We start from the raw sequence: 15486 nt of genomic DNA, 5'->3' as shown, positions 1-15486 counted from the left end.
GAATGATGTTTCATAGTAAAGATGCACATTTCGTTAATGGAATAATAATAAATGTACGTGATATAGAAGTTATAAGAGCCTTTTATGAAGAAGTTTTAGGATTTAATTTTGTTAATGAATCTATGAAGGCTGTTCAATATAAGGTTGGAGCAAACAATCAATATATAACTTTTAATGAAATTCAAAATGGTAGAGAGCCACTCATGTTTGAAGCTGGCTTATTTCATATAGGAATTAAGTTGCCAGAACTATCCTCTCTAGCTGATTTATTAGTACAATTAAGTGATTTTGAGATACCGGTTAATGGAGGAGAACAAAGTGTTGGAACATCACTCTTTGTTGAAGATCCTGAAGGTAATGCGCTTAAATTTTACGTCGATTATGACTTTGAAATGTGGAAATACGATGAAGATAATAGAGTGAAATTGGATATTAGACCAATTAACGTACCTCGATTGTTAAAAGAAGTTTCTAATGAAAAATGGCAAGGTGTACCTAATGAAGCGAAATTAGGTCATTTGCATCTTAAAACTATTAGAATCTCAGAAATTAAATCATATTATCTTAATTATTTCGGTTTAGAAGAGTCAGCTTATATAGACGATTTCTCATTATTTTTGTCCTCAAATCATTATTACAATCATTTAGCAATGAATCAGTGGTTATCAGGGACCAAGCGTGTTGATAATGAAAACACATATGGTTTAGCGTTAATAGATTTTCACTATCCTGAATCTACGCATTTAAATTTAAAAGGACCAGATGGCTTGTACTTCAGGTTTAATCGAATAAAAGATGAATAATTGAGTAAGCTAAATATTTACTAAAATTAAGTTGAGACACGATTAAGTCTCAACTTTTTGTATGATATTATTGCTCAACATTTCTAATAATTAGATTTATACTCAGCAATCTTTTTTTATGTCTTGGAGTAGGATATAATGTTAAGTGTTGTCAAAAGTGACGTTGAACTGAATGGAGGCACATGAATGAAAAAGAAATATTATATTGGAATCTCACTTCTTTTAGCATTTTTAATTATAATTTTTGACCAAATTTCAAAGTGGATAATTGCTTCATCCATGAAAATTGGCGATTCCTACGAAGTAATTCCTCATTTTCTTAATATTACTTCACATAGAAATAATGGAGCTGCTTGGGGAATTTTAAGTGGTAAAATGGGATTTTTCTATATTATCACATTAGTTATTTTAGTAGTTCTCGTGCTGTTTTATATTAAAGAAGCTAAATATAATTTATTTATGCAAGTTGCAATTACCTTACTCTTTGCTGGTGCGTTAGGTAACTTTATTGATCGTGTATTTAATGGTGAAGTTGTCGATTTTATAGATACAAACATCTTTGGTTATGATTTCCCAATCTTTAATATTGCAGATTCAAGTTTAACTATAGGTGTTATCTTCGTAATTATCGCATTATTAAAGGATACAACTAAAAAGAACTAAGGAGGTATACTTTTGGAAACACATGAATTTAAGATCACAGATGAAACACAAGTTGGTCAAAGAATAGATAAATTTCTATCTGAGTCGAATGATGCTTGGTCTCGTAGCCAACTTCAAGATTGGATTAAAGAAGATTTAGTTAAAGTTAATGATAAAGTGATTAAATCAAATTATAAAGTTAAATTAAATGATCATATCATTGTCACTGAAAAGGAAGTTGTAGAAGCAGACATTCAACCAGAAGATTTAGATTTAGATATCTATTATGAGGATGATGATGTGGCGATTGTTTATAAACCTAAAGGTATGGTAGTACATCCATCTCCAGGTCATTACACGGGCACACTTGTGAACGGCTTAATGTATCAAATCAAAAATTTATCTGGTATTAACGGTGAAATACGTCCTGGTATTGTTCACCGTATTGATAAAGATACTTCTGGTTTATTAATGGTTGCTAAAAATGACATCGCTCATCGAGGTCTTGTCGAACAACTAATGGCTAAAAGTGTTAAACGTAAATACACTGCGTTAGTTCACGGTAATATTCCGCATGATTATGGTACGGTAGATGCTCCAATTGGTCGTAATAAAAATGACCGTCAAGCAATGGCTGTAGTTGATGATGGTAAAGAAGCTGTAACGCATTTCAATGTAATAGAGCATTTTAAAGACTATACTTTGATAGAATGTGAATTGGAAACTGGACGAACTCACCAAATTCGTGTGCATATGAAATATATTGGCTACCCGCTTGTGGGTGACCCTAAATATGGACCTAAGAGAACATTAGATATTGGTGGTCAAGCATTGCATGCGGGTGTGATTGGTTTTGAACATCCAGTAACACATGAGTATATTGAAAGAAGTACTAATTTGCCTAATGATTTTAAAGATTTATTAGAAGATATTCGACGTAGAGATGCTTAAAAAAACACATTACAAAGTTAAACATTACGAGCGATTTTGTTAACTTTTAGTTTAAAGAAATCATTGACTTATTTATTAAAAAGTTTTAGACTAATAACAGTTTAAATATAAAAAACTTCGTCTTTAATTGCGAGTCCAGAGAGGCTTCGAAGACATGAATAATAGGAATAATCATGCATATCATTGTATTTCGCTTAAGAATGTATGCGCGTTCTCAAAAATGAAATACTGTAAATATATACCTGAAAGTTAATTACCTGAGTATAATTAATTTTCTTGAAGTGTGCCTTAACCTCATGTCTTTATTAAAGATATGAGGTTTTTCTATTATAAGAGGTGAAACGATGTCTGAACGAATCATTTTAGATGAAGCCGCGATACAGCGTACAATCACTCGAATTGCACATGAGATTTTGGAATATAACAAAGGCACTGACAATTTAGTGCTTTTAGGAATTAAGACACGAGGTGCATTTTTAGCGAATCGTATACAAGAAAAGATTCATTCTATTGAGCAGTGCAATGTACCAACCGGCACAATTGATATTACACATTTCCGTGATGATATTGATAATGTCACCCAGCAATCAGACATCAAAGCATTTGATATCGATGTTGACATTACTGATAAAGTGGTGATTATCGTTGACGATGTTTTATATACTGGTCGTACAGTAAGAGCTTCATTAGACGCTATATTGCTACACTCACGACCTGTTAAAATTGGACTTGCAACACTTGTTGATAGAGGCCATCGTGAACTTCCTATCCGAGCAGACTTTGTTGGAAAAAACATACCAACTGCGCGTGATGAATCCGTTTCAGTTTATTTAAATGAAATTGATCATCAGAACGCAGTCATAATAAAATAATATCCCTTTTAAAGCAGTACGAGAGACTGAAAAAGGTGGAGTAAACAAATTAAGCCATAGACGAATGATAAAGCGATGATGTAAATCTTTAAGATTTATCATACCTTTACTATTGCTTAATGTAATACTTCGTTAGAAATGTAATCTTTGAGGTGTAAAACCTTATTCGACTACATTTCAATTAGTCTCTTTGCATTCGCTGATGTAAAGAGATTTTTTTTATGAAAGGAAATGAATGACATGGAAAATGAACAAATGTTTGAGCGCACTGTGAAGCCAGTGCTTGATGTTAGAGACAAACCTAAACCAGCACAATGGGCATTCTTAAGTTTGCAACATTTATTTGCAATGTTTGGCTCAACCGTCCTTGTACCATTTTTAACACATTTACCAATATCAGCAGCATTACTTGCTTCAGGTATTGGAACACTTATTTACATATTAATCACAAAGGCTAAAATACCTGCTTATTTAGGTTCAAGTTTCGCCTTTATCACACCGATTATTACTGGTCTAAGTACCCATAGCTTAGGAGACATGTTAGTGGCTCTGTTTATGAGTGGGTTGATGTACGTCATTATAGGTTTACTTATTAGATTAAGTGGAACTGGTTGGCTAATGCATTTACTACCACCAGTTGTAGTAGGACCAGTTATTATGGTTATCGGATTAAGTTTGGCACCTACAGCCGTTAATATGGCCATGTATGAGAATTCTTCAGATATGAAAGGTTATAACTTAAGTTATTTACTTGTAGCTCTAATTACACTCATAGTCACAATCGTAGTACAAGGTTTCTTTAAAGGATTTTTATCACTGATACCTGTATTAATTGGTATTGTAGTTGGTTATATTGTTTCTATTTTCATGGGCTTAGTAAAATTTGGACCTATTGCCCACGCCAAATGGTTAGATTTTCCACATATATATTTACCATTCAAAGATTACACACCATCATTCCATTTAGGATTGGTATTAGTCATGATACCCGTTGTATTCGTCACAGTAAGTGAACACATCGGTCATCAAATGGTTATCAATAAAATAGTAGGCCGTAATTTCTTTAAAGATCCAGGATTGGATAAATCAATTATTGGAGATGGGGTATCTACAATGTTTGCGAGTATTATCGGTGGGCCTCCAAGTACAACCTATGGTGAAAATATAGGCGTACTAGCGATTACTAAAATATATAGTATTTACGTCATTGGTGGAGCAGCAGTTATCGCTATCATTCTAGCTTTCATAGGTAAATTTACTGCGTTAATTTCATCGATACCTACTCCTGTCATGGGCGGTGTTTCGATACTATTATTTGGTATTATTGCTGCTAGTGGATTGCGTATGATAGTTGAAAGCAATGTAGATTTTTCAAGTAACCGTAACTTAGTCATTGCATCAGTAATACTTGTAGTAGGTATTGGTAATTTACTTATCAATTTAAAAGGTATTGGAATTAATTTACAAATTGAAGGTATGGCATTATCCGCACTTTCTGGAATTATTTTAAATTTAATTTTGCCAAAAGATAAAAAAGAAGAAAATTAAAATTTAATCCATTAGGAGGTCGCTATATGAAAAATTTATTATCTATGGAACATCTATCAACGGATGAAATATATGATTTAGTTACAACTGCAAGCCAGTATAAATCAGGTGAAAGAGCTTTACCGCAGTTTAATGATACGTATGTAACGAACTTATTCTTTGAAAATTCAACAAGAACAAAGTGTAATTTTGAAGTAGCTGAACTCAAATTAGGATTAAAACAAGTGAGTTTTGAAACGAGTACCTCTTCAGTTAAAAAAGGCGAGTCGTTATATGATACTTGTAAAACATTAGAAAGTATTGGAGTTAATTTATTAGTCATTCGTCACTCTCAAAATGCTTATTACGAGGAATTAGAAAACATTAATATACCTATAGCAAACGCAGGAGATGGAAGTGGTCAACATCCTACGCAAAGTTTGCTAGATATAATGACTATTTACGAAGAGTACGGGTCATTTGATGGGTTGAATGTGTTAATTTGCGGTGACATTAAAAACTCTCGAGTAGCCAGAAGTAATTATCATAGTTTAAGAGCATTAGGTGCAAATGTCATGTTCTCTAGTCCTGAAGAATGGGTAGATGAGACATTAGAGGCGCCATACGTTAATATAGATGATGTGATTGATCAAGTCGATATTGTGATGTTGTTAAGAGTTCAACACGAAAGACACGGCATTGCTGGTGAAGCTAATTTTGCGGCAGAGGAATATCATCAACAATATGGGTTAACTCAGTCAAGATATGATAAATTAAAAGATGAAGCCATTGTCATGCATCCTGCTCCAGTCAATCGAGGAGTCGAAATTAAAAGTGATTTAGTAGAAGCACCCAAATCACGTATTTTCAAACAAATGGAAAATGGGATGTATTTAAGAATGGCAGTTATAAGCGCGCTTTTAAAATAGGAAGGGGTTATTTTAAAATGAAATTAATCAAAAATGGAAAAATCTTAAGAAACGGAATTTTAAAAGATACTGAGATTTTAATTGATGGTAAACGTATTAAAACAATTAGTAGTAAAATCAATTCTTCATCTCCTAATATTGAAGTTATCGATGCTAAAGGAAATTTAATCGCACCAGGATTTGTTGACGTTCACGTGCATTTACGTGAGCCAGGTGGGGAACATAAAGAAACAATTGAAACTGGTACAAAAGCAGCTGCAAGAGGGGGATTCACTACTGTATGCCCAATGCCTAATACAAGACCAGTTCCAGATTCAGTTGAACATGTTAGAGAATTAAGGCAAAGAATTTCAGAAACAGCTAAAGTACGTGTGTTACCTTATGCATCTATTACTAAAAGACAAGCTGGAAAAGAACTTGTTGATTTCAAAGAGTTAGCACTAGAAGGGGTATTCGCATTTACAGATGACGGTGTAGGTGTTCAACAAGCTAGTATGATGTATGCGGCTATGAAACAAGCAGCACGCGTTAAAAAACCAATCGTAGCACATTGCGAAGATAATAGCTTGATTTATGGTGGCGCAATGCATAAAGGTAAACGTAGTGAAGAACTTGGTATTCCAGGTATACCAAACATTGCTGAATCAGTGCAGATCGCTAGAGATGTCTTATTAGCTGAAGCTACAGGATGTCATTATCATGTATGTCACGTTTCTACTAAAGAAAGTGTACGTGTGATTAGAGATGCTAAGAAAGCTGGCATTCACGTCACTGCAGAAGTAACTCCACATCACTTACTTTTAACTGAAAATGATGTACCAGGCGATGATGCAAACTATAAAATGAACCCACCATTAAGAAGTAAAGAAGATAGAGAAGCATTATTAGAAGGTTTATTAGATGGAACGATTGATTGTATCGCAACTGACCATGCGCCACATGCAAAAGAAGAAAAAGATCAACCAATGACTCAAGCACCGTTTGGTATCGTGGGTAGTGAGACAGCTTTCCCATTATTATACACTCACTTTGTAAGAAGAGGTAATTGGTCACTTCAACAGTTAGTGGATTATTTCACTATTAAACCTGCAACAATCTTTAATTTAAACTATGGTAAATTGCATAAAGATAGTTATGCTGATTTAACAATTATAGATTTAAATAACGATAAAGAAATCAGAAGTGAAGACTTCTTATCTAAAGCGGACAATACACCATTTATCGGTGAAAAAGTTTATGGTAACCCGATTTTAACAATGGTTAAAGGCGAAGTAGTATTTGAGGAGGAAAAATAGATGCTTGAAAAACGTTATCTTGTACTGGAAGATGGCTCTTATTATGAAGGATATCGCTTAGGTTCAGATGATCTTTCAATAGGCGAAATCGTATTTAATACTGCAATGACGGGGTATCAGGAAACTATTTCTGACCCCTCATATACAGGTCAAATCATTACATTTACTTACCCATTAATTGGGAATTATGGTATTAACCGTGATGACTTTGAATCATTGACACCGACATTGAATGGTGTAGTAGTGAAAGAGGCAAGCACACATCCTAGTAACTTTAGACACCAAAAAACATTACACGAAGTACTTGTTCAATATCATATTCCAGGTATTTCTGGCGTGGATACAAGAAGTATCACACGTAAGATTCGCCAACACGGTGTATTGAGAGCTGGATTTACAGATAATAAAGATGACATTCAAGCGCTTGTAGAACATTTAAAAACTGCTGAATTACCAAGAGATGAAGTTCAAACAGTCTCTACTAAAACACCATACGTATCAACAGGTTCAGATTTAAGTGTGGTTTTACTCGACTTTGGTAAGAAACAAAACATTGTTCGTGAACTAAATACACGTGGTTGTAATGTAACAGTTGTACCATACAATACAACAGCAGAAGAAATTTTAGGCATGTCACCAGATGGAGTGATGTTATCTAACGGTCCTGGAGACCCAGATGAAGTTGAAGTTGCTATCGAAATGATCAAAGGTATCTTAGGTAAAATACCATTCTTCGGAATATGCTTAGGACATCAACTTTTTGCTTTATCACAAGGTGCCACTTCTTTCAAAATGAAGTTCGGTCATCGTGGTGCTAATCATCCTGTTAAGGATTTAAGAACAGGTAAAGTAGACATCACTAGTCAAAATCATGGCTATGCTATTGATCGTGATTCACTTGAAAATACTGATTTAGAGGTGACACATATTGCGCTTAATGATGGGACAGTTGAAGGTTTGAGACATAAACAATTACCTGCTTTCTCAGTACAATATCATCCTGAAGCAAGACCGGGCCCAAGCGATTCAAACTATTTATTCGATGAGTTTATAACGATGATGAATGAGTTCAAAGAAAAGGAGCGTCATTTTAATGCCTAAACGCGACGATATTCAAACAATTTTAGTAGTAGGTTCAGGACCAATTATTATAGGTCAGGCTGCAGAATTTGATTATGCAGGTACGCAAGCATGTCTTGCTCTTAAAGAAGAGGGATATAGAGTCATCTTAGTTAACTCTAACCCTGCGACAATAATGACTGATAAAGAAATTGCTGATAAAGTCTATATTGAGCCGCTAACTCATGATTTTATTGCTCGTATTATTCGTAAAGAGCAACCAGATGCATTGTTACCTACTCTAGGTGGACAAACTGGTTTAAATATGGCAATTCAACTCCACGATAGTGGCGTACTTGCTGCGAATAATGTGAAACTTTTAGGAACTGAGCTTGAATCTATTCAACAAGCTGAAGACCGAGAAATGTTTAGAACATTAATGAATGATTTAAATGTCCCTGTACCTGAAAGTGACATTGTTAATACTGTAGAACAAGCCTTTGAATTTAAAGAACAAGTGGGTTATCCACTCATCGTTCGACCAGCCTTCACTATGGGCGGTACTGGTGGTGGAATCTGCTACAACGATGACGATTTAAAAGAAGTTGTAAGTAATGGATTACATTACAGTCCAGCTACACAGTGTTTAATCGAAAAATCAATAGCAGGTTATAAAGAAATTGAATACGAAGTCATGCGTGATAAAAATGATAATGCCATTGTTGTTTGTAACATGGAAAATATCGATCCAGTTGGTATACATACAGGGGATTCCATTGTCGTAGCTCCAAGTCAAACGTTGTCAGATGTTGAATACCAAATGTTACGTGATGTGTCATTAAAAGTAATTAGAGCATTAGGTATTGAAGGTGGCTGTAATGTACAACTAGCCCTAGATCCACATTCTCTCAATTATTACATTATTGAAGTGAATCCTCGAGTGTCTCGTTCATCAGCTTTAGCTTCTAAAGCTACAGGTTATCCAATTGCTAAATTAGCAGCGAAAATTGCAGTAGGTTTAACTTTAGATGAAATGTTAAATCCTATTACTGGAACATCTTATGCAGCTTTTGAACCAACATTGGACTATGTTATTTCTAAAATTCCTCGTTTCCCATTTGATAAATTTGAAAAAGGTGAACGTGAACTAGGTACACAAATGAAAGCAACTGGAGAAGTCATGGCAATTGGACGTACATACGAAGAATCATTACTTAAAGCGATTCGTTCACTTGAGTATGGTGCGCATCACTTAGGTTTACCAAATGGGGAGAGCTTTGATTTAGACTACATTAAAGAACGTATTGGTCACCAAGATGATGAACGACTATTCTTTATTGGAGAAGCTATTCGCCGAGGTACAACTTTAGAAGAAATCCATAAAATGACGAAAATTGATTATTTCTTCCTAAATAAATTCCAAAACATCATCAACATTGAACACGAATTAAAAGAACATCAAGGTGATTTGGAATATCTTAAATATGCTAAAGATTATGGCTTTAGCGATAAAGTAATCGCTCATCGTTGGGATATGAATGAAGACGATGTTTACCAATTACGAGTGAAAAATGATATTAAACCTGTATATAAAATGGTTGATACATGTGCAGCAGAATTTGAATCGACAACGCCTTATTATTATGGAACGTATGAATCTGAAAATGAATCTGTTGTAACGGATAAAGAGAAAATTCTCGTATTAGGTTCAGGTCCTATTCGCATTGGTCAAGGTGTAGAATTCGATTATGCTACTGTACATGCTGTATGGGCAATTCAAGATGCAGGCTACGAAGCTATTATTGTAAACAATAATCCTGAAACTGTATCTACTGACTTCTCAATATCAGATAAATTATACTTTGAACCATTAACTGAAGAAGATGTAATGAATATCATCAATTTAGAACAACCTAAAGGTGTTGTTGTTCAATTTGGTGGACAAACTGCCATCAATTTAGCTGACAAACTTGCTAAACATGGTGTTCAAATCATGGGAACTTCTTTAGAAGATCTAAATCGCGCTGAAGATAGAAAAGAATTTGAGGCGTTACTACGTCAGATTGAAGTGCCACAACCTCAAGGTAAAACATCTACATCTCCTAAAGAGGCACTCGAAAATGCGCGTGAAATTGGTTATCCAGTTGTTGTTCGACCATCTTACGTATTAGGTGGCCGTGCTATGGAAATTGTAGATAATGACCAAGAATTAGAAAACTATATGACACAAGCAGTTAAAGCAAGTCCAGAACATCCAGTACTTGTTGACCGTTATTTAACAGGTAAAGAAATCGAAGTAGATGCTATCTGTGACGGAGATACAGTGATTATTCCTGGTATTATGGAACATATTGAACGTGCCGGTGTGCATAGTGGTGACTCAATTGCAGTATATCCACCACAAACGTTAACTAAAGAAGAGATTGATACGCTCGAAGATTATACAATTAAATTAGCTAAAGGATTAAATATTATTGGCTTAATCAACATACAATTTGTCATCGCTCATGATGGTGTTTATGTGTTAGAAGTTAATCCACGTTCAAGTCGAACGGTTCCATTCTTAAGTAAAATTACTGACATTCAAATGGCACAACTTGCTATGCGTTCTATTATGGGACATAAATTAGCTGATTTAGGTTATCATCAAGGAATTCAACCATACTCTGAGGGCGTCTTCGTTAAAGCTCCTGTATTTAGCTTTAATAAATTGAAGAACGTAGACATTACGCTTGGACCTGAAATGAAGTCAACTGGAGAAGTTATGGGTAAAGATCTTACTCTTGAAAAGGCGCTTTACAAAGGACTTACAGGTAGCGGTGTAGAAGTAAAAGATCACGGAACAGTATTAATGACAGTAAGTGATAAAGATAAAGATGAAATCGTGAAAATAGCACATCGCTTAAATGAAGTTGGCTATAAAATTTTAGCAACAAAAGGTACAGCTAAAAAACTTGAAGACAATCAAATACCTGTTGAAGTTGTAGGTAAAATCGGTGGCGAAGATGATTTACTTACTCGTATTCAAAATGGTGAAGTACAAATCGTTATTAATACGATGACGAAAGGTAAAGAGGTTGAACGTGATGGATTCCAAATCCGCCGTACAACTGTTGAAAATGGTGTACCATGTCTGACATCACTTGATACTGCAAGTGCATTGACTAACGTAATTGAAAGTATGACTTTCACGATGAGAAATATGTAATACAAAGAATGAATGATTGAAGGAGTATTTAAATGAGAAATTTACCAATCATTGCATTAGATTTTAAATCTGCAGAAGAAGTAAATACCTTTTTAGATCAATTTAATGAACCATTGTGTGTCAAGGTTGGTATGGAATTGTTTTACCAAACAGGTCCTGGACTTATTCAATCTCTAAAAAAGAGAGGCCATGATATCTTTTTAGATTTAAAATTGCATGATATCCCTAATACTGTAAGTAAAGCTATGGAAGGATTAGCGCGATTAGATGTAGATTTAGTTAATGTTCACGCAGCTGGCGGTGTGAAAATGATGGAAGAGGCTAAAAAAGGTTTAAGTAAAATTAATCCAAATACTAAAATTATTGCAGTAACGCAACTTACCTCTACTACTGAACAACAGTTGCATGAAGAGCAAAATATTCATACGACTATTGATGAAGCGGTACTGAATTATGCTCGCCTTGCTCATAAAGCTGGTTTAGACGGAGTGGTGTGCTCACCACTTGAAGCTGAGTTAATTTCTCGAGAATTAGGTCCTGAATTTATGAAAGTCACTCCCGGAATTAGACCTAAGGGCGCGGCTCAAAATGATCAACAACGTATTACTACTCCCGAAGAAGCACAAACTTTAGGATCTACACATATAGTAGTCGGGAGACCTATAACACAAAGTGATCGTCCTGTAGAGAGCTATCAAAATATCAAAGAAAGTTGGTTAGGTTAATGGCTAAAGAAATTGCAAAAGCTTTATTAGATATTGAGGCAGTCTCCTTGTCTCCGAATGATTTATATACTTGGAGTTCTGGGATTAAATCTCCAATCTATTGTGATAATCGTGTCACTCTAGGTTACCCGTTAGTGCGTAATGCTATTAGAGATGATTTAGCACGCTTAATAGATGAACATTTTTCAGAGGTAGAAATTGTGTCTGGTACTGCAACTGCAGGTATTCCTCATGCTGCTTATATTTCTGAAAAGATGGAACTACCAATGAACTATGTTCGTTCTAAAAGTAAAAGCCATGGTAAACAGAATCAAATTGAAGGCGCTAAAAGCGAAGGTAAAAAAGTTGTAGTTGTTGAAGATTTGATCTCTACTGGTGGTTCTTCAGTAACAGCTGTAGAAGCTTTAAAAGAGGCTGGTGCTGATGTACTTGGTGTGGTAGCAATTTTCACGTATGGACTGAAAAAAGCAGATGATACATTCCACAAAGCAGGAATTCCGTTTTATACTTTAAGTAATTATAATGAATTAATTGAAGTTGCGAGGGAAGAAGGAAAAATTTCTGAAGATGATATTCAGACTTTAGTTGATTGGAGAGACAACTTGTCATAAGATAAGTTTATAAAGGGGGAAAGTGAATGACTCAAAGAGATGAAAATAATCATCTTTATATTACGATGAAGCATTGTAATGATTTTCTAAAAAGACAAGATGATTATAGAACCCCAAAAAACTTAAAAAGTATTGACGAAAGTGTTCGAGATTTCTCAGAATCAGTAAATGATAATGCGTTTACACATTCTGGTGATATATTTAAAAGAGCTAAAGAAAGTTTACGTCATAAAGGTCAATTATAGACGAAAATTAAATATGAAAATTTTAAGAGCCAAAGTACTTGGAATTTCAAGACTTTGGCTCTTTCTCATTAGCGTATAAATACTTTAGTGAGCAACCAACCGATTAGTAAAACAATTAATAATATTAAAATGGGTAAACCGTAGTGAATTAACATCTTCCGTAAACCTCCCTATATATAAAATATTATATTCATATTGTTATGTGAGAATAAGATTAGGGTAAGCGATCTTATAAATCATCAAATAAACGAAGACATAGTTTTTTTCATCTGTATCACGATATTCTACAATATAAGAGTTATCATGTTAAAATAATATACGAGATACTTAAATTGGTAAAGTAATTAAATTTTTAAAACTAGGGGAGATATAAAGTGGAAATACCTAAAATAACAACATTTCTTATGTTTAACGACCAAGCTGAAGAAGCAATTAAGTTATATACAAGTTTATTCGAGGATAGTGAAATATTGACGATGGTTAAATATGATGAAGACGGCCCTGGTACTCCAGGATCAGTACAACACTCTATCTTTACTTTAAATGGTCAAGTATTTATGGCAATTGATGCTAATAATGGTGAAGAATTACCTATGAACCCTGCCATGTCATTATATGTCACTGTTAAGGATGCTATGGAAATGGAACGTTTATTTAGTGGTTTGAAAAAAGAAGGCGCTATTCTAATGCCTAAAACTGAAATGCCACCTTTTAGAGAATTTGCATGGGTGCAAGACAAGTTTGGCGTGAGTTTCCAACTCGCTTTACCAGAATAAGAATAAAATATATTAAAAACTCCGTACGGTAACTTATCAAGGTTATCGTACGGAGTTTTTTATTAAGATTCTTTCATTTGTTGAATTTTATCATAGTCAGGTGTTGCATATAATGTTTTTTGATTATCATATGTCACAAAGCCAGGTTTTGCACCTGAAGGTTTGTGAACATTTCTAATTTCTGTATAATCCACTGGAATTTGACCAGAATTTCCTGCTTTAGAGAAGTAACCAGCTAACATTGCAGCCTCTTTAATTGTTTCATCACTAGGACTATCATTTAAGATAACGACATGAGAACCTGGTATATCTTTAGTATGGAACCATATATGAGATTTTTGTGCTTTTTTATTTGTTAAGTAGTCATTCTGCTTATTATTTTTACCGACTAAGATCGTATCTCCGTCACTTGAGCGATACGTTTGTAGTTGAATTTGCGCATTCTTTTTCTTTTTAGTATTTTTACGCTGTTTCATGAAACCTTGGTCAGCTAATTCGTCACGAATATCATCTATATCGTCAACAGTAATATGTTCTAATTGTTGTTCAATATTTGAAAAGTAATCAATGTTTTCTTTCGTTAATTGTATTTGATGATCTAATTCATGTTCTCGTGTTTTTAGACGATTATACTGCTTATAGTAGTATTGAGCATTTACTGAAGGTGATTTGGTCGGATTGAGCGGAATGGTTACCTCTTCACCAGTATAATAATTTAGTGCTGTTACCGATTCATCACCTTGTTTAATTCTGTAAATGTTTGCAGTGATTAATTCACCATAAAGTTGTTGAGTTTCTTTATCCTTAGCACTCTCATATTCATCAATTAACTTACTTAATTTATTTTGTTGTTTTTGCAACTGTTGTTGTACAAATCTTACTAAATCATTTGCACGTTGTTTAACACGTTCTCGCTCTCCTCGAGCATCATAATAACGATCGAGTAAATCGTTAAGTGAATCATATTCTACTACATCATCATAAAACTGATTTAATTTCATAAAATAAAAATCTTCCTTGCCTGTCTCATGATTTTTATGAAAAACAGGGGTCGGAGATAATTGAGTTTCAGCCATAACTTCATCATATGCTTCAGGTAGCGTATCTTGCGTCATAAATTGTCGGCGACTAACTATTTCATTTGTAATAAGTGGGCTAAACCCTTCAAATGAATTTAATAATTGTTTAGAAATTTTACCTGAATTAAAATCAATATATTTTAGAGCCTCTTGTCCAGAAATTTCGTAAGGATTTAACTTATTTTGGCTTGGAGGAGCTTCATATTCAAACCCAGGCATTACCGTACGATATTGGTTAGTATTTGGTGTTAAATGCTTAAATCCTTCAATAATTTTACGATTTTCATCTACAAGAATAAGGTTACTGTGTTTACCCATAATTTCTAATATAATTGTACGATGCATTGTGTCGCCGATTTCATCTTTACTTTTTATATCAATTTCAACGCGACGGTCATTGCCAATTTGGCGTATATTTTCTATAAAGCCACCTTCTAAATGCTTACGAAAGACACGTGCGAACATAGGTGGATTAAATGGGTTATCATATTTTTTATCAGTAATTTGTAACCTTGAAAAGCTAGGGTGAATTGATAATAGTAATTGATGATTTTTGCGATTTTGTCGTACTACCATAATAATAGTATCGTTTTCCGGTTGATTGATTTTATGAATACGGCCTGAAACTAAACTTTGAAGTGACTCAACCATCTTTTTAGTGAATAAGCCATCATATGCCATATTTATCTGCCACCTTAAAAATTTTCATTCATCATATTTTAACATGCGTTGTTTATACGGTCATTGTTTTAGTTTTATAAAAT

Annotated in this window: 14 protein-coding genes; 13 read left to right on the top strand and 1 reads right to left on the bottom strand. The window is 34.1% G+C overall.

Annotated elements, in window-relative coordinates:
• Window positions 1–5: 5 nt before the first annotated feature.
• The 13 genes from HMPREF2706_RS08320 (at window position 6) to HMPREF2706_RS08260 (ending at window position 13643) form a co-directional block, all read left to right on the top strand.
• A complete protein-coding gene (locus tag HMPREF2706_RS08320) occupies window positions 6–803 on the top strand; it encodes a VOC family protein (RefSeq protein ID WP_070862317.1) in 798 nt (265 codons plus the stop codon).
• Window positions 804–989: 186 nt separating this feature from the next.
• Complete coding sequence (gene lspA, locus HMPREF2706_RS08315; protein ID WP_023350426.1) at window positions 990–1466, top strand: signal peptidase II; 477 nt, start codon at window positions 990–992, stop codon at window positions 1464–1466.
• A gap of 12 nt (window positions 1467–1478) precedes the next feature.
• Window positions 1479–2396: an RluA family pseudouridine synthase gene (locus HMPREF2706_RS08310; RefSeq protein WP_030065298.1), complete on the top strand. Its 918-nt coding sequence runs from the start codon at window positions 1479–1481 to the stop codon at window positions 2394–2396.
• A 344-nt stretch (window positions 2397–2740) separates the two neighbouring features.
• On the top strand, window positions 2741–3268 hold the full coding sequence (gene pyrR, locus HMPREF2706_RS08305) for a bifunctional pyr operon transcriptional regulator/uracil phosphoribosyltransferase PyrR (RefSeq protein WP_002435073.1): 528 nt from the start codon (window positions 2741–2743) through the stop codon (window positions 3266–3268).
• A 240-nt stretch (window positions 3269–3508) separates the two neighbouring features.
• Window positions 3509–4816, top strand: coding sequence for a uracil-xanthine permease family protein (locus HMPREF2706_RS08300; protein ID WP_002435254.1), 1308 nt, complete (start codon window positions 3509–3511; stop codon window positions 4814–4816).
• Window positions 4817–4842: 26 nt separating this feature from the next.
• Window positions 4843–5724: an aspartate carbamoyltransferase catalytic subunit gene (locus tag HMPREF2706_RS08295; protein ID WP_070862316.1), complete on the top strand. Its 882-nt coding sequence runs from the start codon at window positions 4843–4845 to the stop codon at window positions 5722–5724.
• A 17-nt stretch (window positions 5725–5741) separates the two neighbouring features.
• Window positions 5742–7019: a dihydroorotase gene (locus HMPREF2706_RS08290; protein WP_002435237.1), complete on the top strand. Its 1278-nt coding sequence runs from the start codon at window positions 5742–5744 to the stop codon at window positions 7017–7019.
• Window positions 7020–8120, top strand: a complete 1101-nt coding sequence (locus HMPREF2706_RS08285) for a carbamoyl phosphate synthase small subunit (RefSeq protein ID WP_002435087.1) — start codon at window positions 7020–7022, stop codon at window positions 8118–8120.
• Window positions 8113–11286, top strand: a complete 3174-nt coding sequence (gene carB / locus HMPREF2706_RS08280) for a carbamoyl-phosphate synthase large subunit (RefSeq protein WP_070862315.1) — start codon at window positions 8113–8115, stop codon at window positions 11284–11286. The genes HMPREF2706_RS08285 and carB overlap by 8 nt, the downstream gene beginning before the upstream one ends.
• Before the next feature lie 32 nt (window positions 11287–11318).
• Window positions 11319–12011 carry an orotidine-5'-phosphate decarboxylase gene (gene pyrF, locus HMPREF2706_RS08275; RefSeq protein ID WP_002435242.1) on the top strand — a complete coding sequence of 231 codons (693 nt, stop codon included), beginning with the start codon at window positions 11319–11321 and terminating at the stop codon, window positions 12009–12011.
• A complete protein-coding gene (gene pyrE, locus HMPREF2706_RS08270) occupies window positions 12011–12622 on the top strand; it encodes an orotate phosphoribosyltransferase (protein ID WP_070862314.1) in 612 nt (203 codons plus the stop codon). Before pyrF ends, pyrE begins: the two co-directional genes overlap by 1 nt.
• A 26-nt stretch (window positions 12623–12648) precedes the next feature.
• Window positions 12649–12867: a hypothetical protein gene (locus HMPREF2706_RS08265; RefSeq protein ID WP_030065305.1), complete on the top strand. Its 219-nt coding sequence runs from the start codon at window positions 12649–12651 to the stop codon at window positions 12865–12867.
• A gap of 374 nt (window positions 12868–13241) precedes the next feature.
• Window positions 13242–13643: a VOC family protein gene (locus HMPREF2706_RS08260; protein WP_002435165.1), complete on the top strand. Its 402-nt coding sequence runs from the start codon at window positions 13242–13244 to the stop codon at window positions 13641–13643.
• Window positions 13644–13705: 62 nt separating this feature from the next.
• Here HMPREF2706_RS08260 and HMPREF2706_RS08255 read toward each other — a convergent pair whose 3' ends face one another.
• Window positions 13706–15403 carry an Rqc2 family fibronectin-binding protein gene (locus tag HMPREF2706_RS08255; RefSeq protein WP_002435182.1) on the bottom strand — a complete coding sequence of 566 codons (1698 nt, stop codon included), beginning with the start codon at window positions 15401–15403 and terminating at the stop codon, window positions 13706–13708.
• Window positions 15404–15486 lie beyond the last annotated feature (83 nt).

The sequence above is a fragment of the Staphylococcus sp. HMSC067F07 genome (genome assembly GCF_001837405.1).
Lineage (GTDB): Bacteria > Bacillota > Bacilli > Staphylococcales > Staphylococcaceae > Staphylococcus > Staphylococcus capitis.
This window is presented reverse-complemented; position numbering and strand designations above follow the sequence as displayed.